Source organism: Nocardia higoensis (assembly GCF_015477835.1).
Lineage (GTDB): Bacteria > Actinomycetota > Actinomycetes > Mycobacteriales > Mycobacteriaceae > Nocardia > Nocardia higoensis_A.
Genome location: NZ_JADLQN010000002.1, coordinates 812,043 through 835,689, shown reverse-complemented (window position 1 = coordinate 835,689; position 23,647 = coordinate 812,043). Strand labels below are relative to the sequence as shown.

Annotated in this window: 21 protein-coding genes; 9 read left to right on the top strand and 12 right to left on the bottom strand. The window is 69.9% G+C overall.

Features of this window, described 5'->3' with window-relative positions; translation table 11 throughout:
• Window positions 1-137 precede the first annotated feature (137 nt).
• The 3 genes from icmF to IU449_RS17725 all read left to right on the top strand — a co-directional run bounded on the left by icmF (window position 138) and on the right by IU449_RS17725 (window position 6,067).
• Complete coding sequence (gene icmF, locus IU449_RS17735; protein WP_195003148.1) at window positions 138-3,356, top strand: fused isobutyryl-CoA mutase/GTPase IcmF; 3,219 nt, start codon at window positions 138-140, stop codon at window positions 3,354-3,356.
• Window positions 3,357-3,416: 60 nt separating this feature from the next.
• Window positions 3,417-4,496, top strand: coding sequence for an amidohydrolase family protein (locus IU449_RS17730; protein ID WP_195003147.1), 1,080 nt, complete (start codon window positions 3,417-3,419; stop codon window positions 4,494-4,496).
• A gap of 68 nt (window positions 4,497-4,564) precedes the next feature.
• Window positions 4,565-6,067: a flavin-containing monooxygenase gene (locus IU449_RS17725; protein ID WP_195003146.1), complete on the top strand. Its 1,503-nt coding sequence runs from the start codon at window positions 4,565-4,567 to the stop codon at window positions 6,065-6,067.
• A 7-nt stretch (window positions 6,068-6,074) separates the two neighbouring features.
• Here the strand turns inward: IU449_RS17725 and IU449_RS17720 are convergent, their stop codons facing one another.
• From IU449_RS17720 to IU449_RS17705, 4 genes are all read right to left on the bottom strand, one after another.
• Window positions 6,075-6,884: a helical backbone metal receptor gene (locus IU449_RS17720; RefSeq protein WP_195003145.1), complete on the bottom strand. Its 810-nt coding sequence runs from the start codon at window positions 6,882-6,884 to the stop codon at window positions 6,075-6,077.
• A gap of 85 nt (window positions 6,885-6,969) precedes the next feature.
• Window positions 6,970-7,194, bottom strand: a complete 225-nt coding sequence (locus tag IU449_RS17715) for a hypothetical protein (protein ID WP_195003144.1) — start codon at window positions 7,192-7,194, stop codon at window positions 6,970-6,972.
• Window positions 7,195-7,530: 336 nt separating this feature from the next.
• Window positions 7,531-8,271: an SWIM zinc finger family protein gene (locus IU449_RS17710; RefSeq protein WP_195003143.1), complete on the bottom strand. Its 741-nt coding sequence runs from the start codon at window positions 8,269-8,271 to the stop codon at window positions 7,531-7,533.
• A 91-nt stretch (window positions 8,272-8,362) separates the two neighbouring features.
• Window positions 8,363-11,203 carry a DEAD/DEAH box helicase gene (locus IU449_RS17705; RefSeq protein ID WP_195003142.1) on the bottom strand — a complete coding sequence of 947 codons (2,841 nt, stop codon included), beginning with the start codon at window positions 11,201-11,203 and terminating at the stop codon, window positions 8,363-8,365.
• 52 nt (window positions 11,204-11,255) lie between these two features.
• Here IU449_RS17705 and IU449_RS17700 point away from each other — a divergent pair, with 52 nt between their 5' ends.
• Window positions 11,256-12,191, top strand: a complete 936-nt coding sequence (locus IU449_RS17700) for an LLM class F420-dependent oxidoreductase (RefSeq protein WP_195003141.1) — start codon at window positions 11,256-11,258, stop codon at window positions 12,189-12,191.
• Window positions 12,192-12,294: 103 nt separating this feature from the next.
• Here the strand turns inward: IU449_RS17700 and IU449_RS17695 are convergent, their stop codons facing one another.
• The 3 genes from IU449_RS17695 to IU449_RS17690 all read right to left on the bottom strand — a co-directional run bounded on the left by IU449_RS17695 (window position 12,295) and on the right by IU449_RS17690 (window position 13,067).
• The gene (locus IU449_RS17695; protein WP_195003140.1) at window positions 12,295-12,525 is read right to left on the bottom strand and encodes a hypothetical protein; all 231 of its coding nucleotides are present in this window, start codon (window positions 12,523-12,525) and stop codon (window positions 12,295-12,297) included.
• Window positions 12,526-12,609: 84 nt separating this feature from the next.
• Window positions 12,610-12,744: a hypothetical protein gene (locus IU449_RS29505; protein ID WP_267468344.1), complete on the bottom strand. Its 135-nt coding sequence runs from the start codon at window positions 12,742-12,744 to the stop codon at window positions 12,610-12,612.
• Window positions 12,741-13,067 carry a hypothetical protein gene (locus IU449_RS17690; protein WP_228804806.1) on the bottom strand — a complete coding sequence of 109 codons (327 nt, stop codon included), beginning with the start codon at window positions 13,065-13,067 and terminating at the stop codon, window positions 12,741-12,743. The genes IU449_RS29505 and IU449_RS17690 overlap by 4 nt, the downstream gene beginning before the upstream one ends.
• A gap of 177 nt (window positions 13,068-13,244) precedes the next feature.
• Between IU449_RS17690 and IU449_RS17685 the strand changes: the two genes are divergently transcribed.
• Entirely contained in the window at window positions 13,245-14,393 is a 1,149-nt protein-coding gene (locus tag IU449_RS17685) for a helix-turn-helix transcriptional regulator (RefSeq protein ID WP_324188298.1), read from the top strand.
• Window positions 14,394-14,670: 277 nt separating this feature from the next.
• Window positions 14,671-15,372, top strand: coding sequence for an HNH endonuclease family protein (locus IU449_RS17680; protein ID WP_416382187.1), 702 nt, complete (start codon window positions 14,671-14,673; stop codon window positions 15,370-15,372).
• 27 nt (window positions 15,373-15,399) lie between these two features.
• Here IU449_RS17680 and IU449_RS17675 read toward each other — a convergent pair whose 3' ends face one another.
• From IU449_RS17675 to pdhA, 4 genes are all read right to left on the bottom strand, one after another.
• A complete protein-coding gene (locus IU449_RS17675) occupies window positions 15,400-16,221 on the bottom strand; it encodes a sulfurtransferase (RefSeq protein ID WP_195003138.1) in 822 nt (273 codons plus the stop codon).
• A gap of 93 nt (window positions 16,222-16,314) precedes the next feature.
• A complete protein-coding gene (locus tag IU449_RS17670; RefSeq protein ID WP_195003137.1) occupies window positions 16,315-18,027 on the bottom strand; it encodes a 2-oxo acid dehydrogenase subunit E2 in 1,713 nt (570 codons plus the stop codon).
• Window positions 18,028-18,098: 71 nt separating this feature from the next.
• The gene (locus IU449_RS17665; protein ID WP_195003136.1) at window positions 18,099-19,076 is read right to left on the bottom strand and encodes an alpha-ketoacid dehydrogenase subunit beta; all 978 of its coding nucleotides are present in this window, start codon (window positions 19,074-19,076) and stop codon (window positions 18,099-18,101) included.
• Entirely contained in the window at window positions 19,073-20,173 is a 1,101-nt protein-coding gene (gene pdhA / locus IU449_RS17660) for a pyruvate dehydrogenase (acetyl-transferring) E1 component subunit alpha (protein WP_195003135.1), read from the bottom strand. The genes IU449_RS17665 and pdhA overlap by 4 nt, the downstream gene beginning before the upstream one ends.
• Window positions 20,174-20,354: 181 nt before the next feature.
• Between pdhA and IU449_RS17655 the strand changes: the two genes are divergently transcribed.
• Together IU449_RS17655 and IU449_RS17650 are read left to right on the top strand one after the other, a co-directional pair.
• Entirely contained in the window at window positions 20,355-20,849 is a 495-nt protein-coding gene (locus IU449_RS17655) for an Lrp/AsnC family transcriptional regulator (RefSeq protein WP_195003134.1), read from the top strand.
• A 24-nt stretch (window positions 20,850-20,873) separates the two neighbouring features.
• Window positions 20,874-21,698: an SDR family oxidoreductase gene (locus IU449_RS17650; protein ID WP_195003133.1), complete on the top strand. Its 825-nt coding sequence runs from the start codon at window positions 20,874-20,876 to the stop codon at window positions 21,696-21,698.
• Here IU449_RS17650 and IU449_RS17645 read toward each other — a convergent pair.
• Window positions 21,688-22,080 (bottom strand): acyl-CoA thioesterase, encoded by a 393-nt coding sequence (locus IU449_RS17645; RefSeq protein ID WP_195003274.1) that lies wholly within the window; start codon window positions 22,078-22,080, stop codon window positions 21,688-21,690. The two genes, IU449_RS17650 and IU449_RS17645, sit on opposite strands and share 11 nt — an antisense overlap.
• A gap of 114 nt (window positions 22,081-22,194) precedes the next feature.
• On the opposite strand from IU449_RS17645, the gene IU449_RS17640 reads away from it, so the two are divergent.
• Window positions 22,195-23,646 carry an MFS transporter gene (locus IU449_RS17640; protein ID WP_195003132.1) on the top strand — a complete coding sequence of 484 codons (1,452 nt, stop codon included), beginning with the start codon at window positions 22,195-22,197 and terminating at the stop codon, window positions 23,644-23,646.
• The last annotated feature ends 1 nt before the right edge of the window (window position 23,647 follow it).

Genomic DNA, 23,647 nt, shown 5'->3' with positions numbered 1-23,647 from the left:
GATCCATCCCACCGGACGACCTCGGATGTCAAGCCCGTCATGTCGATCGAACTCCCATAGCGATGTGATCGGCATCACCGTAGTATTCCTATGACGTCCTAGTATTCGGGCGCCCCAGGACTCGCCGGAGGACATTCGTGGCCGACAGCAGCACGCTCCACCAACCCGTCAACCCGGTCCGCTTCGTGACCTCGGCCGCGCTGTTCGACGGCCACGACGCCGCGATCAACATCATGCGCCGCATCCTGCAGGCCCAAGGGGCGGAGGTGATCCACCTCGGCCACAACCGCGCGGTCCACGAAGTGGTCGCCGCCGCGATCGAAGAAGACGTCCAGGGCGTCGCGGTCAGCTCCTACCAGGGCGGACACGTCGAGTACTTCGAGTATCTGGCGACGGCGCTGCGGGAGGCGGGTGCCGGACACGTGCGGATCTTCGGCGGTGGGGGCGGCGTGATCGTGCCCGAGGAGATCGAGCGGCTCGCCGAATCCGGCGTGCGGATCTTCTCCCCCGAGGACGGTCAGCGGCTGGGTCTGCCCGGCATGATCAACCAACTGATCGCCGACTGCGATGTCGACCTGTCCGAGCGGCCGCCCGCGGTGGACGCGGTCCTGGCCGGTGACCGGACGGCCCTGGCGCGCGCCATCACCTGCCTGCAACAGGACGCGCTGCCCGCGGCCGATCGGCAGGCACTGCTGGCGGCCGCCGCGGGCAGGACCGTCCCCGTGCTCGGCATCACCGGCACCGGCGGGTCCGGAAAGTCCTCGCTGACCGACGAATTGGTGCGCAGGCTGTGCACCGACCAGCAGGACAAGCTGCGGGTGGCGATCCTGGCCGTCGACCCGACCCGCCGTCGCGGCGGCGGGGCGCTGCTCGGCGACCGCATCAGGATGAACTCCCTCGACGGCGACCACCTGTTCTTCCGCTCGCTGGCCACCCGCGGCGGGCACGAACTCCCGCACGACATCGACAGCATCATCGCGGTGTGCAAGGCCGCCGGATACGACCTGATCGTGCTGGAGACCCCCGGGATCGGCCAAGGAGACGCGGCCATCGTCGATCACGTGGACGTGCCGATGTATGTCATGACGCCGGAATTCGGCGCGGCTTCCCAGCTCGAGAAGATCGACATGCTCGATTTCGCCGAAGTGGTGGCGATCAACAAGTTCGAGCGCCGCGGTGGCGCCGACGCGGTGCGCGATGTCTCCCGCCAGCTGGTGCGCAACCGGGAGGCCTTCGGTTCCTCGCCCGAGGACATGCCGGTGTTCGGCACCAGTGCGGCCACGTTCAACGACGACGGCGTGACCGCGCTGTACCAGCACCTGATCGGGTTGCTCGCCGCGCGTGGGCTGCCGGTGGCCGAGGGCGTGCTGCCGCGGGTGGACACCCGGGTGTCCACCCGCTTCGCTCAGATCATCCCCACCTCGCGGGTGCGCTACCTGGCCGAGATCGCCGACACCGTGCGCGGCTACCACGCCCGCACCGCCGAACAGGTGAGCGCGGCGCAGCGGGTGCAGCGCCTGGAACTGGTCGCCGCCGAGCTGCCCGAGGACACCTCGGTCGCCGAACTGCTCGACTCCGCGCGGGCGAACCTCGATGCCGACAACGCCGCCCTGCTCGCCGAGTGGCCCGCCCTGGCCGAGAGCTACCGCGGCGAGGAACAGGTGGTGCGGGTGCGCGATCGCGAGATCCACACCACCCTGCGCCGTACCTCGTTGTCGGGCAGCAGCATTCCCCGCGTCGCGCTGCCGCGCTTCACCGATCAGGGTGAGCTGCTGAGATTCTTGCGCGCGGAGAACCTGCCCGGCCACTTTCCGTTCACCGCCGGGGTGTTCCCGTTCAAGCGCGACAACGAGGACCCCGCCCGCATGTTCGCCGGTGAAGGCGACCCGTTCCGCACCAACCGCCGGTTCAAGGTGCTCTCCGAGCATTCCGACGCCAAGCGCCTGTCGACCGCCTTCGACTCGGTCACTCTGTACGGCCGCGACCCCGACGAGCGCCCCGACATCTACGGCAAGGTCGGCACCTCCGGCGTCTCCATCGCCACCATCGAGGACATGAAGGCGCTCTACGACGGTTTCGACCTCACCGCGCCGACCACCTCGGTGTCGATGACCATCAACGGCCCCGCACCCACCATCCTGGCCTTCTTCCTCAACACCGCCATCGACCAGGCGCTGGACCGGTTCTGCGCCGACGCGGGCCGCGAGCCCACCGAGCAGGAGGCCGCCGAGATCAGGGCGCGCACGCTGTCGACCGTGCGCGGCACGGTGCAGGCCGACATCCTCAAGGAGGATCAGGGGCAGAACACCTGCATCTTCTCCACCGAGTTCAGCTTGCGCATGATGGCCGACATCCAGGAATGGTTCGTGCGCAACAAGGTCCGCAACTTCTACTCGGTGTCGATCTCGGGCTATCACATCGCCGAGGCGGGTGCGAACCCCATCAGCCAGCTGGCCTTCACCCTCGCCAACGGCTTCACCTACGTCGAGTCCTATCTCGCGCGCGGAATGCACATCGACGATTTCGCACCGAACCTGTCGTTCTTCTTCTCCAACGGCATGGACCCGGAGTACTCGGTGATCGGGCGAGTGGCCCGCCGCATCTGGGCGATCGCGCTGCGCGACAAATACGGCGCGGCCGAGCGCTCGCAGAAACTCAAGTACCACGTGCAGACCTCGGGTCGCTCGCTGCACGCCCAGGAGATGAACTTCAACGACATCCGCACCACCCTGCAAGCACTGATCGCCATCTACGACAACTGCAACAGCCTGCACACCAACGCCTACGACGAGGCCGTCACCACCCCCACCGAGGATTCGGTGCGCCGCGCGCTGGCCATCCAGCTGATCATCAACTCCGAATGGGGCCTGGCGATGAACGAGAACCCGCTGCAAGGCGCGTTCATCATCGATGAGCTCACCGACCTGGTCGAGGAGGCCGTGCTGGTCGAGTTCGAGCGGATCAGCGAACGCGGCGGCGTGCTCGGCGCGATGGAGACCGGCTACCAGCGCGGCAAGATCCAGGACGAGTCCATGCTCTACGAGCACCGCAAGCACGACGGCTCGCTGCCGATCATCGGTGTGAACACCTTCCGCAACGAGCGCGCCGAGCCCGAGCGCACCATCGAACTGGCCCGCGCCACCGAGCAGGAGAAGAAGTCCCAACTCGACCGGGTGCGCGGGTTCCAGGACAGCCATCGCGAGCAGGCGCGCGACGCGCTGGCCCGGCTCGAGGCCGTCGCCCGCACCGACGAGAACATCTTCGAGGTCCTCATGGATGCCGCCCGGGTGTGCTCGCTCGAGCAGGTCACCGACGCGTTCTTCACCGTCGGCGGGCAGTATCGGCGCAATGTGTGAGCCTGTCCGGCGACCGGGTACCCGGCGATGGACCCGACGGAGGCGATGGGAGGACCGGCGATGAACCCCGGCGATCTGCGTGTCATCGACGCACACATCCACCAGTGGGATCCGCTGGGGACCCCGCGGGGCTTCAGCACCACCGCCCGGCTGCTGAAGTACGTGCCGCTGCCGATCTCGCTGGCCGTGCGCTTGGCGAGCGTGCGGGACCGGGAGTTCGTCGGCGACCCGACCGCGTACCTGAACCCCTATCTGCCCGCCGACTATCGCGCCGACGCCACCGGTGTGCCGGTCGAGGGCGTCGTGCACATCGAGGTGGAGTGGCACGGCAAGGGGGTGACCGGCAAGGCCGAGGAGACCCGATGGGTGGCCGGCCTGCCTTTCGGTGTCGACACCCCGCCGCTGGCCGGGATCGTCGGTTCCGCCGATCCGGCCGCTCCCGGTTTCGCCGACCTGCTCGACGCCCACCAGAGCGCCTCGCCGCTGCTGCGGGGCATCCGCACGATGGTCGCCCACCATCCCGACCCGGATGTGCGCGTCTACACCCACGACCCGAGCGCACTGACCTCTCGGGCGTTCCTTCACGGTTTCGGTGAACTCGCCGAGCGGGGACTGGTCTTCGAGGCATGGGTCTACTCGCATCAGTTGCCGCAGGTCACCGCTCTGGCCGCGCGCTATCCCGAGGTCACCATCGTGCTGAACCATCTGGCCACACCGGCGGGCGCATTCGGCGGAGTCGGCCGGGAGACCGGACACACCCCCGAGCGGCGCCACGAGCTGCTGCAACGCTGGCGCGACGACATCGCCGAGCTGGCCGCCCACCCGCAGGTGGTCGCGAAGGTGAGCGGACTGGCGATGCCGATCCTCGGGCATCCGGTGCCTCGGCGCGGACACACCACCACCGCCCCGGTACTGGTGGACCGGATCCGCCCGCTGGTCACCCACGCCCTCGACTGCTTCGGCCCCGACCGGCTGATCTGGGGATCGAACTTCCCGGTGGACAAGGCGATCACCACGATCGCCGACAGCGTCGCCGCCGTGTCCACCGCGATCACCGAGCACGGCGGCGACGGCGGCGTTCTCGCCAAGACGTTCCACGACAACGCCGCACGCGTCTACCGCATCGAGCCACCGTCCTGAGGGCTCCGCGGCACGCGCGCGAACAGACCGACGGCACCGAGGTCGTCACCGCACGGAGGAGATCCACCATGCCGACGCCATCACCTGACGCCTACGACCACGAGATCATCGTCGTCGGCGCGGGGTTCTCCGGTATCGGCGCCGCGATCAAGTTGCGGCAGGCCGGATTCGAGGACTTCCTCGTCGTCGACGACGCGGACGGCGTCGGCGGCACCTGGCACTGGAACACCTATCCCGGCGTGGCGGTGGACATCCCGTCGTTCAGCTACCAGTTCTCCTTCGCCCAGCGCGACGACTGGTCGCGGGTGTATGCGCCGGGACGCGAACTGAAGGCCTATGCCGAATGGTGCGTCGACACCTACCGGTTGCGGCCCAACATCCGTTTCTCCACCACTGTCACCGCCGCCGAGTTCGATGAACAGCGCCACGTCTGGGTGCTGCACACCGCCGACGGCTCCCCGCTGCGCGCGCGTTTCGTCATCAGCGGCACCGGCGCGCTCACCCGCCCCAAGCTGCCCGACATTCCCGGCGTCGCCGATTTCGGCGGCGCGACCATGCACACCGCGCGCTGGGACCATCGTCAGGATCTGCGCGGCAAGCGCGTCGCCGTCATCGGCACCGGCGCCTCGGCGGTTCAGGTCATCCCCGAGATCGCCCCGAAGGTCGCGCATCTGACCGTCTTCCAGCGCACCCCCATCTGGTGTCTGCCCCGCCCCGACCTCCCGCTGCCCGCTCCCCTTCGGCTGGCCCTGCGGATGCCCGGCGGCAAAGCGCTGACCCGCCTGGCCAGCCAGACCTACGTCGAACTGACGTTCCCCATCTCCGCGCACTACCACGACACCGTTCCCACCACCGCCGTCGCCGAACGGCTCGCCCGCGCCCACCTGCGCCGCCAGGTCCACGACCCGGTGGTACGCGACAAGCTCACCCCGCGCTACACCCTCGGCTGCAAACGCCCGAGCTTCTCCAACGACTATCTGGCCACGTACAACCGCCCGAACGTCACCCTCGACACCGATCCGATCGCCGAGATCACCCCCACCGGCATCCGCACCCACACAGGCACCGATCACCCCGCCGACGTCCTCATCCTGGCCACCGGCTTCAAGGTGATGGAGGCAGGTGAGATGCCCACCTACCGGCTGCGCGGCGTCGGCGGCCGTGACCTCGAACAATGGTGGAACGAGAACCGTCTGCAAGCGTATGAAGGCGTCAGCGTGCCCGGCTTCCCCAACTTCTTCACCGTCATCGGCCCCTACGGCTACAACGGCTCGTCCTACTTCGCCCTCATCGAGAACCAGGTCCGCCACATCCTGCGCTGCCTGCGCCACGCCCGCGACCACGACGCCACCTCGATCGAGGTCACCGCCGAGGCCAACGACCGCTTCTTCCGAGAGATGCTCGCCCGGCGCGGCGGGCAGGTGTTCTGGCAAGAGGGGTGCGCCACGGCCAACAGTTATTACTTCGACAAGCACGGTGATGTGCCGCTGCGGCCGTCGACGACGATCGAAGCGGCGTGGCGCAGCGGGCATTTCGACCTGAACGACTACCGGCTCGCGTGGGCCGGATGAGGGCTGCCTAGGCCCGGCGAGTCGTCGCGGCGGCCAGCTGCCGGGTGAGGTCGGCGCGCGCGGTCGCCAGGGACGGCCCGTACCAGGTCAGCGCGCGGCCTTCGACCAAGGCGACGGGGATGCCGGGGAAGGCGTCGGGACCGTCGTGCGCGGTGAACACATAGGGCTCGTCGGGCAGGACGGCCAGCTCGACGCCGCTGGTCAGCTCGGCGTCGGTGACCCTCGGGTAGCGATCGGGGCGATCGGCGTGAACCAGGTGCAGGCCGAGGCGAGTGGCCAGGTCACCGGCGAAGGTGTCGCGGCCGACGACCATCCACGGGTTGCGCCAGATCGGGATGACGGCCGGGCACGATGGTTCAGGAGGCGGTGCGGCCCAATTCTCCTGCGCGGTGGTGAGCCAGCCGGGGGCGGGCCGGGCGAATGCGGTCGTGAACAGCCTGATCAAGGAGGTGAACGCCGCGTCGAGGGTTTCGATCTTCGTCACCCACACGGCGATACCGGCGGCGCGCAGGCGGTCGACATCTAGGCGGCGGTTCTCCTCCTGGTTGCACAGCACCACGTCAGGGGCCAATTCGATGATGCGGCGCACGTCGGGGTTCTTGGTGCCGCGCACCCGCTCGACGTCCAGATCGGCCGGGTGTGTGCACCACTGTGTCGCCGCGATCAGCGTTTCGGAGCAGGTGTGGGCGACGGCCTCGGTGAGTGAGGGCACCAGGGAGACCACCCGGCGGACGGGCGCGGTGAGCGCGACGGCAGTGCCGAGGTCGTCGCGCGTCGCGCCGTCACGCCGGGAATCCGGTGAGCACGCACCCGCCATGCCGGCCAGCCTAGGCGAATCCGCCCACCACATCGACAGCTCTCTGCAGACGGAGGGGATCGTTCAACCGCTGATCGGCCGATGTTCAGGACATACAGTGGATGCGGATATCCGATAGGGGAGGCGCACTGTGACTGTCACGCGGATCGACTCGGACGACGAGCGCTCGGCGAGGCGATGCGGCTGATGGGGGGCAACTGACGAGCAGGACACTGTCGACGCTGCGCTTCGTGACGATGTCGAGCGTGTCCGGCGGGTGGAAGCCGCGCAGCGGCTTTTCGATCGTGGGCAGCGGGGCGATTTCGATCATGCCACGGCAGCACATGAGGCAGCGAAAGCGGCTCGCAAGCAAGCCTTCTCGAAGTGACCGGATTCTCCCCGGAACGCGGCAATCTGACGTCCGCCGTAGATGAGGGCCGGTGGGCGCGACAGCAGTACTGCCCGAGCGGCAATCGGGCAGCGGCAGGGCAGTGCTCGGACATTTCCCGGCACCGTGGCCTGGCCGCACACTGAGTGAGGCACCCGGCGCCGAGAAGTTCCGACACCGCGTTCCGGACGGGACCGCCCGAACGAAGTCCGGTCACGCGATCGGCCTCGCTGCCGGGTGCCAACCAAGCCGCCGACCGTACACCGGGCGGCCGGGTGCTCAGGACCGCTCGAGCGCTGCGTAGAGAGTCCGCAACTCCTTCAGCGCCGTCGTCGCGTTCGTCTCGTCTTCGGACACCATCCGCAACGCCTTACGCAACAGCACGGGATCGAGATCGTCTATGGCCGAACGGAACTCGATGCGGGGCGGGGCAGGCAATTCGCGCTGGTCACCGTAAGGGTCGGTCAGGTCGGCGGTGTCGTCCTCGCCGGGATCGGGGGTGCGTTCGAGCCGGGCGATGAGAGCGTCGAGATCCAGGCCGCGCAACGTGAGTATTTCCCGCGGCGCTTCGTCGAGGCGTTCGGCGAGCAGGTAGCAGACGGCGGCGGCGTGCTTGCACGGCCAGCCGGGGTCGGGGCAGGTGCAGGAGAAGTCCAGGTCGGCGGCAGTGGTGGGGAGCAGGTGCGGGCCGAGGGCGGCGGGCAGGACGCCGGAGGCGATATCGGCGAGCGTGCCCGGTGCCGCGCGGATGGTCTCGACGAGTAGTTCGATCTCTTCCTCACGCAGGCGGCGGACGGTGAATTCGGCGGTGAACGGACGCGGCTGGCTGCCCTGCACTTCGGCGACGACGATGCCGATGTCGATGCGGTAGTCGATCACATTGCCCGCGCGGGCGTAGCTGCGACCGCGAGCGAGCCTGCCCGGTTCGGACATGGCCTCGACCGCGTCGATGAACGCCTTGCCCCACCAGGTGCGCCCGAATCCGCCGCGCTTGGTGCGCGCGCTGACGCCGCGGCTCACTCCCGACCCCTCTCTGCCGGGCGCGCCGCACCGCCCGCGCCGGGCACGTAATCACCGCCCGCGCCGGGCACATACTTCCTGGCCGCGCCGATCATTCGCCCACCGCCTCCGCTCCCAGCGTGAACAATTCCCGTAGCTCGTCGGTGCCCAGTTCGGTGATCCAGTTCTCCCCCGCGCCGACGGCGAGATCGGCCAGTCTGCTCTTGCCGGTGATCATCTCGTCGATCCGCTCCTCGATGGTGTCGACGCACACCAGCTTGCGGACCTGCACGTCACGGCGCTGGCCGATGCGGTAGGCGCGGTCGGTGGCCTGGTTCTCGACTGCCGGATTCCACCAACGGTCCAGATGCACCACATGATTGGCCGCGGTCAGATTCAGGCCGGTGCCGCCGGCCTTGAGCGACAACAGCATCAGCGGCGGGCCGCTCTCGGATTGGAAGCGCTCCACCATCGCGTCGCGGTTGTTCTTGTCGACCCCGCCGTGCAGGAACGGGATGGCGGTGCCGAACCGCTCGGTGAGGTAGGGGACGAGCAGCTCGCCGAACTCGCGGAACTGGGTGAACAGCAGGGCTTTCTCGCCCTCGGCGATCACCGTGTCCAGCACGTCCTCGACCAGCGCGAGCTTGCCGGAGCGGTGCCTGCCGCGCCGCAGCACCGGCGAATGGTCGCGCAGATAGTGCGCGGGATGGTTGCACACCTGTTTGAGATTGGTGAGCGCCGCGAGCACCGCGCCCTTGCGCGCCATCCCCTTGGCATTCCTGATCTTGTCGAGCATATCGTCGACGACCGCCTGATACAGCGCCGCCTGCTCGACGGTCAGGTTGGCGCGCACCGTCATCTCCAGCTTGTCGGGCAGGTCGCCGATGACGGCCGGGTCGGTCTTGAGCCTGCGCAGCACGAACGGGCCGGTCACCAGACGCAGCCGCGACAGCGCGTTCTGATCCTGTTCGCGTTCGATCGGCACCGCGAACCTGGCGCGGAAGGTCTGCGGGGTGCCCAGCAGCTTCGGCATCGCGAAATCCATGATCGAGCGCAACTCCTCGAGCCGGTTCTCGACCGGGGTGCCGGTGAGCGCCAGGCGATGCCGGGCGGGCACGGCGCGGGCGGCGCGCGCCTGGGCGGTTGCCGCGTTCTTGATGTGCTGAGCCTCGTCGAGGACCACACGATCCCACTTCAGAGCGGACAGTTCGAGCACATCCCTGGCCAGGATCGCGTAGGTGATGAGCACCAGATCGGCGTCGGCGACGGCTTCCTCCAGATCGAGGCCGTGCCTGCGGTCCTTGCCGTGATGGACGAGCACCCGCAGACCGGGGGTGAAGCGCGCGGCCTCACGCTGCCAGTTCCCGACCACCGACATCGGGCACACCAGCAGGGTGGGACCCCCCGCCTCGCCGGTCTCGCGTTCGTGCGCGAGCAGGGCCAGCACCTGGACGGTCTTGCCCAGGCCCATGTCGTCGGCCAGGACAGCGCCGCAGTTCAACCGGCTCATGGCCACCAGCCAGGTCAGGCCGCGCTGCTGATAGGGGCGCAGCCGCGCTTTCAGCCCGGCGGGCGGCGGAACCGGTTCACGGTCGCCTTCCCGCTCGAACAGTTCTCCGGCCCATCCGGTGGCGGTGACCTCGGTGAGCGGCACTTTGTCCACGCGGGTGGCGGCGATATGGCCGAGCATGTCGGCCAGGGTGACCGGCGAATCGTCCAGGTGTGCGGCCACATAGCGGGCCGCGGCGGCGAGCGCCTTGTGGTCGGCCTGCACCCATTCACCGCGCAACTGGACCAGATCGGATTTCGCCCGGATCAGCTTCCCCATCTCCGCGCGAGTGAGCACCTTGTCGCCGACGGCCAGCTCCCAGCGGAACGACAGCAGTCCGCGCATACCGACGGTGCTCTCGGCGGCCGGCGCGCCGCTGGTCACGCGCAGACGCATGCTCGGCTCGGCGATGTTCCACGCACGCGGAAGCAACAGCCGCACCCCCGCCTCGCGCAGCGCGATCGCGCCATGGGCGACCAGGTCGGCGACGACTTCGGTGGGCAGCAACAGGTCCAGCGAGTACGGGTCGGACGGCAGATCGCGCAGGCGCGGATAGACGCGCTGCGCCTCGCCGAGTTTCTCCAGCGCGGTACGCAGCAGCCGAGGTTCGGCATCGATCGGCACCGGCGCGGGCGCGGACTCCTCGGTGCGCAGGCAGACTTCGAGCCGCCACAGCGCGATGTCGTCCTCCCCGGACGAGACGGAAGCGTCCTGCGCCTCGGAGTCCTCGTCGGTTCCGCTGCCCAGGCCGTCCGGTTCGAGCAGCCGCAGGACCAGTTCCGGTTCGTCGACGGTCAGCGACGCACGCCAGCGCCGCAGCACCTCCGCGAGCTGATGACTACCGGAGTCGAGCGGCTCGTCGGCGATCAGCCCCCGCACCAGCGGATGGGTGACCGGGATGTCGGCGAGGTACCGCCGGGCGATGGGGTCGGTCAGCTCGCGAACAAGATCGTCGAGCACCTCGGCGGGCCTGCCCGCGACCCGGAGAGCGGCGGGCATCGTCACCGCGAGCTCGGCCAGCCACGCCCGCTGGCGTTCCCCGCCGACCAGCCGCCAGCGCACCCACCACTGGCCGTCGGCCCGATCCAGATCCGGTACGACGCGTCCGGCCCGCACCCAACGGTCCAGGCCGTCGGTGACCCGCGCGAGGAACCGCAGGTCGCCCGACACCAGTCCGACCGGCAAACGCTGCCGCAATGCCGCCGCCGCCGCGTGTGGCACGAGCGCGTGCGCCCGCACCCGACCGGCTACCGGCCCGTCCGGTCCGGGCACGAGGGCGGGCGCGCGATGCCGCCACCGCGACCCGCGCAGCAGCGAACCCAGCGGCTCGGGCAACTCCGCGGGCACGTCCCCCTCGGTCCACAGCACCAGGCCCGACCCCGGTGACCACAGTCCGTGCAGCATCCACCCATCCAATCAGGCGCCTGCGACACCACCCGGACTACGGTGGGTGGACGTGGACCTACGCATCTTCACCGAACCCCAGCAAGGCGCGAGCTACGACGACCTGCTGCGCGTCGCCAAGACCACCGAAGACGCCGGTTTCGACGCCTTCTTCCGCTCCGACCACTTCCTGAAGATGGGCGACGTCTCGGGTCTGCCCGGCCCGACCGACGCCTGGATCACGCTGGCGGGCCTGGCCCGCGAGACCTCCCGCATCCGGCTCGGCACCTTGGTGACCTCGGCCACCTTCCGGCATCCGTCGGTGCTGGCGATCTCGGTGGCGCAGGTGGACCAGATGTCGGGCGGACGCGTCGAGTTCGGTTTCGGCGCGGGCTGGTTCGACGCTGAGCACACCGCTTACGGCATCCCCCTGCCTGAGGTGCGCGAACGCTTCGACCGCTTCACCGAGCAACTGGAGATCATCACCGGCCTGTGGGAGACGCCGGTCGGCAGCACCTTCGACTACCGAGGCAAGCACTACGAACTGAACGGCAGCCCGGCACTGCCCAAGCCGGCGCAGTCACCGCGCCCGCCGCTGATCATCGGCGGCAGCGGCAAGAAGCGCACCCCGGCGCTGGCCGCCCGGTTCGCGCAAGAATTCAACCTGCCGTTCACCGACGCGGCCACGGCCGCGACCCAGTTCGAACGGGTCGCGGCTGCGGCCGAGGCGATCGGCCGCAGCCCTGCCGAGATCACCCGTTCGGCCGCTCAGGTGCTGTGCCTCGGCCGGGACGACGCCGAGGTCGCCCGCCGCGCCGCCGCCATCGGCCGCGAGGTCGAGGAGTTGAAGCGCAACGGCCTGGCGGGAACCCCCGCCGAGGTCGTCGACGCCATCGGCCGCTACCGCGCCGAGACCGGCATCACCCGCCTCTACCTGCAGATGCTGGATCTGTCGGATCTCGATCACCTCGAATTGTTCGCCGCCGAGGTCACCCCACAGCTGGGCTGAAGGTCAGCCCGCTCGACCGGGACAGGCGGCCGGTCGAGCGGGCGAGTGCGGTGACGGGTGCCGGTGTGGGACGCCCGCCCGTCGCGGGCCGATCCGGCGGCCGTCACTCACGCTCGGCGCCGTTCGTCGATCGTTCCTCGCTTTCGCGATCCTCGCTATCGGTCCCGGGCGGCTGAAACCACACCACGGTCATCGCCGCCAGTGCCACCACCAGCACGATCAACACGACCTCGCTCACTTTCACAGCCTCTCCTCTCGTCAGGAGACGGCGGTGCCGAAAATCACTCGGTGTCAACGCCATCGGCGTCGCCGCACCGCCGAATCCGTCGATCACCGCGTAACCGGATCGGCGTGATCGAAACTCGGCACGCCCGTGATCGAGACCTCCGACAATCGAGACCTCCGACAGACGCCACCCTCACTCGTCCCGCTCGGCCACGTCCTGCTCGTCCCCGCGCTCCCCGATCTGCGACCGGGACGGTCGCAGCCACAGCAACGTCAGTCCGGTCAAACCCAGCACCAGCACCGCGAGCACCACATCACAGCTCTTCACGAACCCTCCTCCTCGCTGTCCGGCGGGATCCACCGGAACCCCTTCGGATACACCGCCATCGGCGTCACCAGCGCCGCCACATCGGTCACCACGTGACGCACCGGATCGGCGTGCTCGAACCCCGGCACCACCACAGCTACCGCCTCGAATTCCGCCACATGCCGCGCCACCGCCATCGCCACCACCAACGGCGAAGCGTCGACCGATACCGTGAAGGCCAGCCGCATACCGTGCCTGGCCGCCAACGACTCGAGGTCGACCTCCGCTCCGCACACCAGATTCCGCTGGATCAGGCCGATCGCCCTCGGCCGTTCGTCCACCATCCGCTCTCCGTCCCCTTCGCCGCATCGAAACAACTGGTCGAAAGGCCACCCGCCGAGATCTGGCGGTGGCCGGGCCTTGCGCTAGTAGCGTGGACGAGGAACGGCTTCGGTGGCGGCGAGAAGTGTTCACAGCTGTGTTGACAGCTGTTCCGAAAATGCGGTGTCGACTCTTCGGGGGTGCGGGTGTACGACGGTGAGCACTTGCGAGCCGCGCGGGTGGCGGCGGGAATCAGCCTGCGCTATATGGCTTCTCGCGTACATTTCGCACCCTCCTATCTCAGTTTGGTGGAGACCGGCAAACGCCCGGTCACCCCGCGACTGGTCCTCGGCTACGAAGACGTGCTCGGGCCGGAGGCGCTGCGGCGGGACGCTTCCGACGACGATCCTTCGGTCGAGGCGTGGATCGAACGGGTGAACGCGACCGACATCCCGGACGGGGTGCTCGGATACCTGGACTACTCGGTCGACGACCTGGCCCGCGCCTATCCGGTGACCACCCCCTCGGCCGTGCTGGAGTGGGCCTTGACCAGCATGCGGGTCGGCCGGGCGATGCTCGAGCGCAAGAAGACGCTGGGCGAGCATCGCCGTCTGATGCTGACCCTCGGCTGGTTCTCGCTGATCGCGGCGGCCTGTCACGTCGATCTCGGTGATGCGCTCGCCGCGCGACAGCGACTGCGGGTCGCCCGTGACATCTCGCTGGAGGCCGAGCATCCGGAGATCACCGCCTGGGCGATGGAGACCATGGCCTGGCAGCAACTCACCGACGGCGACTTCACCGTCGCGGCGACGGCCTCGCAGGTCGCCCAGCACGTCGCCCCGCGCGACAGTTCGGTGTTCATCCAGGCCACCGCCCAGGAGGGCAGAGCGCTGGCGCGCATGGGCGACCGCGACGGGGCCTACACCGCGTTACGCAGTCTCGCCCGGTTGGTTTCCGGGCGACACGATCCGAAGCAGGTGGAGCACCACTTCTTCTTCGACCTGACCAAGTCCAACTCCTACATGGCCGCCATTCTGGCCTGGATCGGTGATCCGGCGGCCGAATCGTTCGCGCGGCAGGTCGTCTCCGATCTCGAGAGCGCACCGCATCCGCGCCCACGCCGGCTGGTGGCGGCGCGCCTGGACCTCGGGCTCGCCCTGCTCGCCGCGGGCAAGGCCGACGAGGCGGCCGAGACCGCGCTCGCGGCGGTCACGTCCGGGCGATTGGCCCCCTCGACGTTCTGGCGGCTCGACGAAGTGGTCGCGGGCATCGAGCGCGTCGATACCCACGCCGCCGCACGGGTCCGCGAGGCATGCCGGGACCACTACCCGGCGCGAGCCCACGGCTGAGTCATGGTCGACCGGTCTCCGGGCGGCCCACGCGGTGCCGTGCCGAGTGCTGGATTCCCCCATGCCGCAGCCGGTTCCCGCTCGCGTGGTGCCGATTGCCGCCCCTGCCGTATGTCGGCCGTACGGAGGCCCCGCGCTCGGTCGTCCCGCGCCTCGGGGACGAAAGGCGACAATGTCATTGTGGAGAACGGGAAATCCACAATCGCGCGACCTCCTCGCACGTCGCATGTCGGCGGTGGCGAGTAGGAGTGGTGGGGTGCGAGGAAACGGGGTGAGCGTGGGGCGGTTCGGGTGGTGGGCGGTGCTGCTCGCCGCCGTTCTCGTGGTGGCCGGGTGCGGTGGGCCGGGGATCGGTGGTGTGCGGCCCGCGCCGGGCAGTCCGACGCGAGCGCAGGTGCTGGGCTTGCTCGGGCAGGTGCGGGTGGTGGCCGAGCGGGTGCGGCCCGGCGGATACGAACGGGGGTGCGGGAAGGGCGAGGCGTGCGTATTCGGGCCCGCGTGGAGTGATGATCACGACGGCCCGCAGGGGCGCGACGGGTGCGACACCCGCAACGACGTGTTGGCAGTCCAGTTGGCACAGGTGCGATTCCGGGCGGGGACCCGCGATTGCGTGGTGGTGTCGGGCGTGCTGGTCGATCCCTACATCGGTGACCGGGTCGAGTTCAGCAAGGAGGACGCGCGGGAGGTCCAGATCGATCACGTCTATCCGCTGGCGGCGGCATGGGACCTGGGGGCCTCGGGTTGGCCGATGGACAAGCGGGTGCGCTTCGCCAACGACACCGTACGCAACCTGCTGGCCACCACGGCCGGGGCCAACCAGGCGAAAGGCGATGACACGCCCGCGGACTGGTTACCGCCGCGAGCCGAGAACCACTGCTTCTACGCGGGTAAGTACCTGACCGCGGCGGTGGCCTACGACCTGCCGGTCACCGCCGCCGACAACGCGGTGCTCCACGACATCGCCCGCGACTGCCCCTGAGTTCGGCCCTGGCGAACATCCAGGAGGTCAGGCGCCGGTGGCCACCGGACGCTTGGCATCGTGGGACCACTGTGACCACGAGCCCGGGTAGAGCGCGGCGTCCATACCGGCGACGGCCAGGGCGGCGATCTGGTGGGTGGCGGTGACGCCGGAGCCACAGTAGACCGCTATCGGGCCCGAACCCAGCCCGGAGAAACGGTCCCGCAGCCACGACGGGTCGCGGAAGCGGCCTGTCTCGTCCAGGTTGTCGATGGTGGGGGCGCTCACCGCGCCGGGAATGTGACCGGCGCGCGGGTCGAGCGGTTCGACCTCGCCGCGGAAGTGGTCGGCGGGCCGGGCGTCGAGGAGGGTGCCGCGCCAGCGGGCCACGCCGTGCGCGTCGATCACCGGCAGCAGGCCGCCGGTGAAGTTCACATCACCGGGGACGGGATCCGGTTCGACCCCGGTCGACAGCTCCCAGCCCGCCGCGGTCCACGCGGTCAGGCCACCGTCGAGCAGCCGCACGTCGGCGATGCCCGCCCAGCGCAGCAACCACCAGGCGCGGGCCGCCGCGGTGCCGCCACTGGCGTCGTAGACGACCACCGGATCGCCCTGACACACGCCCCAGCTGCGGGCGCACCGCTGCAGCGCCGCCACTTTCGGCAGCGGGTGCCGCCCCGCCGCCGGGGTGGGCACGGCGGCCAGTTCGGTCTCCAGATCCACGAAGACCGCGCCGGGGATGTGACCGTCCAGATAGTGCTGCGGACCGTCCGGGTCACCGAGCGCCCAGCGGACGTCGAGTAGTCGAACGCGATTGTCCGACATCGCATCCCGCAGTTCGTCCACACCCACCAGTACCGCGCTCACCATGTGCTCCCGTCGCCTGTGCGCGCCCGACCCGAACACCATACGCACCGCCGGGGGAGCACGGGCGGTGAACGGGGACGCGTCGCGCCGCTCAGATCATCGGCTGAGCAGCGCGAGCGGGTCGGTCAGCAGTTCGCCGACGGTGGCCAGAAAGCGTGCGGCGAGTTCGCCGTCGACGAGCCGATGGTCGAAGCTCAACGCCAGCGTGGTGACCCAGCGGATCGCCAGTCGCTCCTCGTGGACCCACGGCCGCCGGGTGATGGCTCCGAGGCAGAGGATCGCCGCCTCTCCCGGGTTGACCAGCGGAATTCCCGCATCGACGCCGAAGACGCCGACATTGGTGACAGTGAAGGTGCCGCCGGTGAGATCGGCGGGGGTGGCGGCGCCCTCACGCGCCGCCTGGACGCAGCGGCCGATCGCCTCGCACAGCGAGCGCAGGCTCATCGCCTGCGCCTGTTTGACATTGGGGACGAGCAGTCCGCGTTCGGTGGCGGCGGCGATACCCAGGTTGACGTACTTCTTGGTGACGATCTGCTGCGCCCGCTCGTCCCAGTGCGCGTTCACGGCGGGATACTCGGCGAGCGCGGCGATCACGGCCTTGGCGACCAGGGTCAGCGGGGTCAGTGGAAGGCCGGTGAACGAGGCCGTGGCGCGCAGGTGCTCGATCACCTCCATGGCGGCGGTGCAGTCGACGGTGAGGAAGGTGCCCGCCTGCGGGATGGTCGTCGCGCTGGCGACCATCGCGGCGGCGGTCCGTTTGCGCACACCGGTGACCGGAGTGCGGATTTCGCGATCTTCGAGATCGCGCTCCCGCTCGTCCTGCGCCGCGGTTGTCCGCCCGGCCCGGGTGGTGGATGTGGTCGCGGCTGCACGAACGTCCGCGACGGTCACCGCGCCGCCCGGACCCGAACCGGCGGTCCGGCCGAGGTCCACGCCCAACTCCTTCGCGAGCAACCGCGCGGCCGGAACTGCGGGTACCCGCCCGCCACTGCGCGGCTCCCCCGGTACCTCCCCCACGCCGCCCGGTTCGGTCACCCGGTCCACGCTTCCCGGCTCAGCCACCTGCCCGGCGCTCCCCGATTCAGCCGCCGGGCCGGCACTGCCCGGCTCCGCGACCTGCCCGGCCCGGCCCGACTCGGCGCCCCGGCCTGCGCTACCCGATTCCGCCGATACTCGCGCCGCGAGGCCCGAGTCGACCGCCGCGCCTCCATCGGCTGCGGATTCGGCGTCCGTCCGACTGCCCGAAGCCCCTTCCTCGACGGCCCCGGGGCGGGCGGGAGCGCGCCGACGTGAACGGAACTCGCCCTGCGGTCCGTAGCCGACGAGCACCGATGCACGGCTGTCGGCGGATCCGTCGCCGGGTGCCGGACCCCCGTTCGCGGGGGCCGATCCGTCGCCGTCGGCGGGCGCCGTATCAGGAGCACCGCCGGCCTTCCCGGCGTCACGGCCGGTGTCCCCCCGACCACCGGTGGCGGAGCCGCCGCGTCCGGCGAGGGGTTCCTCGGCGGGCGCGCCGCCCGCCGAGGCGATCGCGGTAAAGGCGTGTTCGTTCGCGCCCTCGTCGCGGACCCGGATCAAGGCCGCGCCCACCGGCACCGTCTCCCCCGGCTCGGCCAGCAGTTCGGCCACTGTGCCCGCATACGGGCAGGGCAGGGCGACAACGGCTTTGGCGGTCTCCACCTCGGCGATGATCTGATTGAGGTCCACGTGGTCGCCGACGCCGACCGACCAGGAGATCAGTTCCGCGTCGGCGAGGCCCTCCCCCAGGTCGGGCAGCCGGAATTCCAGGATGGCGCCGTGGTCGTGCACAGATCACCTCTTCCTCGATGGGTGCACAGGGCTGGATGCACCGGATGGGTGGGCCGGGACGGGCGATCAGGTCAGGCGGCGAGCGAGCGGTCGACCGCGTCGAGGATGCGGTCCGGGTCGGGCAGGTGGTATTTCTCCAGTTTGGCGGGCGGATAAGGGATGTCGTAGCCGCCGACACGCTGGACGGGGGCCTCCAGGTGATAGAAGCAGCGCTCGGTGACGCGGGCGGCGATCTCGGCGCCGAGGCCACCGAAGACCGGCGCTTCGTGGGTGATCACCAGACGGCCGGTGCGGCACACGGATTCGGCGACGGTGTCGATATCCAGCGGGGCGAGGCTGCGCAGGTCGACGACCTCGACGGAGCGGCCTTCCCCTGCGGCGATGTCGGCGGCGGCCAGCGCGGTGGCGACGGTGCCGCCGTAGGCCAGGACGGTGATGTCGGTGCCGCGACGGCAGACGCGAGCCGTGTGCAGCGGCAGGTCGGGGTCGGCGTCGAAGTCGACCTCGGCCTTGTCCCAGTAGCGCCGTTTGGGTTCGAAGAAGATCACCGGATCCGGGGCGGCGATGGCCTGGCGCAGCATCTGATAGGCGTCGGCGGGGGTACTCGGCGAGACCACCCGCAGGCCCGCGGTGTGGGCGAAGTAGGCCTCCGGTGACTCGGAATGATGTTCGACCGAGCCGATGCCGCCACCGAACGGGATGCGGATCGTCAACGGAGCGCTGACCTTTCCCCCGGTCCGGTAATGGATCTTGGCGACCTGGGAGATGATCTGATCGAAGGCCGGGTAGACGAAGCCGTCGAACTGGATCTCGCACACCGGCCGGTAGCCGCGCAGCGCCATACCGAAGGCCGTGCCCACGATTCCGGATTCGGCCAGCGGGGTGTCGATCACCCGGTGTTGCCCGAAATCCTTCTGCAGCGTGTCGGTCACCCGGAACACGCCGCCGAGCCTGCCGATGTCCTCGCCCATCAGCACGACCTTCGGATCGTCTTCCAGCGCCCGGCGCATCGCCGCGTTGAGGGCGCCCGCGAAGGTGGTGGCGGTCATGGCAGGGTTCCTTCGGATCGGGCGAACTCGCGCCGCTGCTCGTCGATCAGCGGGTGCGGATCGGCGTAGACGTGCTCGAACAGGGCCGAGGGGTCCGGGTCCGGCATGGTCAGGGTGGCGCGGCGCAGTTCCGCGGCGGCCGCGTCGGCGCGTGCGGTGACCTCGGTGTCGAACCCCTGGTCCCACAGCGACTCCCGTTCCAGCAGCCTGCGCAGCCGGTCGACGGGATCGCGGCGGCTCCACTGTTCGGTCTCGGCGGCGGCGCGGTATCGGGTCGGGTCGTCGGCGGTGGTGTGCGGGCCCATCCGGTAGGTCAGGGCCTCGATGAACGACGGACCGCCGCCCGCCCTGGCGCGGGCTACCGCCTGCCGGGTGACGGCCAGGACGGCGAGCACGTCGTTGCCGTCCACCTGGACGCCGGGCATGCCGTAGCCGTAGGCGCGGCGCGCGATCGGGGTGGCGCTCTGCACCCGGACCGGGGCGCTGATCGCCCAGTGGTTGTTCTGGCAGAAGAACACCACCGGCGCGGTCCAGCTCGCGGCGAAACCGAGCGCCTCGGCGATGTCGCCCTGGCTGCTCGCGCCGTCGCCGAAGTAGGCGATGGTGGCGATCTCGGCGCCGTCGAGCTGAGCGGCGTAGGCGTATCCGGTGGCGTGCAGGCCCTGCGAACCGACGATGATGTTCGGATTGGTCATGCCGACCGCCCGCGGATCCCAGCAGTGATGGGCGACGCCGCGCCACATCCGGGTGATCTCGGCGGGTCGTACTCCCCGGCACAGGGCGACGGCGGCTTCCCGGTAGCTGCAGAAAACGTAGTCGTCGGGGTGCAGCGCGCGCGCCGAGCCGACCTGGGCGGCTTCCTGACCGAGCAGCGGCGGCCACAGGCCGAGCTGGCCCTGGCGTTGCAGCGCGGTGGCTTCCAGGTCGATCCGGCGGGCGATCACCATGTCGGCGTACAGGTCGCGCAGCTGGGCAGGTCCGATGTCGGCGACCAGGGCCGCGTGTTCGCGATCGAGCACCCGGGCGCCGTCGGGCTGGATCAGTTGCACCGGATACTCGGGTTTACCGGACCGATGCGGTTCGGGCAGTTGGGGCATGGGTATCGCCTCCTGCGTTCGCGGCCTCGTGGGCCTGCCACTGCTCGGAGATAGAGTTGTGCTATACCTCGTTGTGCTATACCTCACAGCATCCACCTTTTGGCGGGCTGCGCAAGTGATCGACACGCGATTGTGCACAATGCGCAACAGAGACGGTCCCGGTGGTGTCATACTGCGTCGCATGACCAGTTCGGACGAGGTCGAGACCACCATCGATGCCACCGATGCCCGCATGCTGCTCGCCTTGATCGAGACCCCGCGCGCCACCGGGGTCGAACTGGCCACCCGCCTCGGGCTGTCCCGCAACACTGTGCAGGCCCGGCTGGCGCGCTGGGAGGCCACCGGTGTCCTGGCGGGCATCGAACGCCGGGTACGGCCGCGCACGCTGGGCTACCCGCTGGCGGCGTTCGTCTCCGTCGTGCTCGACCAGCATCGGCTGGAACCGATCGTGGCCGCGCTGGCCGAGATCCCCGAAGTCACCGAGGTGTGCGGGATGACAGGGCGCATCGATCTCACGGTGCGGATCGTGGCGCGCGACGCCGAGGACCTCTACCGGCTCGCCGAGGAGATCCTGCAGATTCCCGGCGTGGAGCGCACCGACATGGCGCTGGTCATGCGTGAACTCGTCGGCCCGCGCACCGCACCGCTGCTGGAACGCCTCGGCGGGACGACCTGAGCCGTACGCAGCTACCCTGCGGTAATGGATATTGCGGGCAAGGTGGCCATCGTGACGGGCGCGGGCGGGGGAATCGGGGCGGCACTCGCGCACCGGCTCGCCGAGGGAGGGGCGAAAGTCGTCGTCGCCGATCTCGACGGGGCGAGTGCGGTGCACGTCGCGGAATCGATCGGCGCCGCCGCGATCGCCATGGCGGGCGACGTGGCCGACGAGCAGCTGATCCGGGCACTGATCGAACGGGCGAACACCGAATTCGGGCCGGTGGACCTGTATTTCGCCAATGCGGGCATCGGCGGTGGGCCCGGCCTCGACAGCACCGACGAGCAGTGGTCGGCCGCGCTCGAGGTCAATGTGCTCGCGCATGTGCGGGCGGCGCGGCTGCTGGTGCCGGGCTGGGTCGAGCGCGGCGAGGGCTACTTCGTTTCGACGGCCTCGGCCGCGGGACTGCTCACCCAGCTCGGGTCGGCGCCGTATTCGGTGACCAAGCACGCCGCGGTCGGGTTCGCGGAGTGGCTGTCGGTGGCCTATGGCGACCAGGGCGTGCGGGTCAGCTGCGTGTGCCCGATGGGCGTGGATACCCGGCTGCTGCAGGGCGAGCTGGTGCCCGGCGACGAGGCGGCGGCCGCGCTGGCGATCAAGGCGGTCACCAGCGCCGGGACCGTGCTCACGCCGGAGGAGGTCGCCGAGGTGATCGTCGCGGGCGTCGACGCCGAACAGTTCCTGATCCTGCCGCATCCGGAGGTGCTGGAGATGTACCGGCGCAAGGGCGCCGACTACGACCGCTGGCTGGCGGGGATGCGCCGCTTCCAGTCCGCGCTGCTCGGTGAGGTCGGCACGGTCACCGCATGACGATCTCGGCGGCCGCGGCCCGGATGACCTCGGGGATCTCGATCGGCCTGCGGGTCTCGGCGTCGACATAGACGTGCACGAAAGTGCCGGTGGCCGACAGCTCCAGTTCCTCGCCGACTTCCTTGTAGAGCCCCAGGTCGTAGGTGATGCTGGAACGCCCGAGCCGGGAGACCCGTAGGCCGACCCGCAACTGGTCGGGGAAGCTGACCGAACCGGTGAACTGGCAGGACGTCTGCACCACCACTCCGAGAGCGGGCAACTCCCGGATGTCGGTGCCGGTGGCATGCATGAGCCAGGCGTTCACCGCGGTGTCGAAGTACGAGTAGTAGGTCACGTTGTTCACGTGTCCGTAGTGGTCGTTGTCGGCCCAGCGGGTCGGCATCGGCCAGAGCACGGGATACGGCGGCTGTGTCACCCGGCCGACGATAGCCGAGCGCCGGAGGGCCGAGCGGCTACCCCGTCGACCGTGGGCGTCGCCCTCGGTACCGTCGATGAGATGCGGGGAGTCTTCGGGGAGACAGCACAGCAGGACACCGGATTGCGATTCGCGCGCGCCGCCGTGTTCACCGTCTTCGGCGTGAACGGATTTCTGCTGGCGATGTGGGTGGTGCACATTCCCGCCGTCACCGACCGCACCGGCGTCTCCCACTCCGCGCTCGGCATGTTCATTCTGCTGATGGCCGGCGCGGGCATCGTCGGGATGCGGGTGGCCGGACCGCTGGCCGACCGGTTCGGCAGTCGCGCGCTCGTGGGAGCCGCCGCCGCAGTCGCCGCGCTCGCCGTGGTCGGCCCCGGTCTGGCAACGGGTCCGCTCGGGCTGGGAATCGCGCTCGCCTGCTTCGGCTTCGGCAACGGCGCGCTGGACGTGTCGATGAACGCGCAGGCGGTGCACCTGGAACGGGCCTACCGGCGGCCCATCATGTCGGCCTTCCACGCGCTGTTCTCCGGCGGCGGGCTGCTCGGATCGCTGCTGGGCGCGGCGGCGCTGCGCGCCGGTATGGATCTTCGGGTGACCCTGGTGCTGGCCTGCGTCGCCGGTCTGGCGCTGGTGGGGCTGTGCGTGCCACGACTGCTCGCCGACTCCGACACCACGGCGACACCCCCAGCGACCCCAGCCGGTGCAGGCTCGACGGTCGCGGTGGTCCCCGCGACACTGCTCGATCCGCCCGCGAGCGCCGCAACACCGAGCACCACCGAATCCGCAAGCCACGCCACCCCGCCACAGCCGCACCCGGCCGCGAACGCCTCGACCCCGCACCGCAGTGCGCACGTGGGCGATGACCGCGCGGCGCAACAGCACCCGGTCACGCCCGCGAACGAGGGCACGCTTGCCGGGCCGCCCGCGGTGGATCCGTTCGAGGCCCCCGGCACGCAGCGAGCGCGGCAGCGGCACGGGCGAAAAGTGCTGGCGCTCGGCGTGATCGCCTTCGCGGTACTGCTCACCGAAGGTGTGGCCGCCGACTGGAGCACGCTGCAGATGCGCGAACGCCTCGGTGTGGACGATGCCACCGCCGCGTTGGCCTTCGCCGCGTTCTCGGTGACCATGACCGGCGGGCGGCTGGTCGCCGATCGGGTGAGCGGCTCATTCGGTCCGGTAGCGGTGGTCCGCTACGGCATGCTGCTGGCCGCCCTCGGCACGGCCACGATCATGATCTCGCCGTGGACGCCGCTGACGCTGACCGGCTGGGCGCTGTGCGGGCTGGGATTGTCCGGCAGCGTTCCGCAGATCTTCACCGCCGCCGGGAATCTGGGGTCGGGCACGGCGGCCACGGACATGTCGCGGGTCTTCGCCCTCGGCTACGTCGGGCTACTGGCAGGGCCCGCGTCGATCGGTGGACTGACCGAACTGGTTCCGCTGTCCGTCGCGATGGTGGTGCCGCTGATCGCGGTGCTGATCTGCGCGCTGTCGGCCGATGTGGTGGACACGCGCCGGTCATCGACGCCGTAGG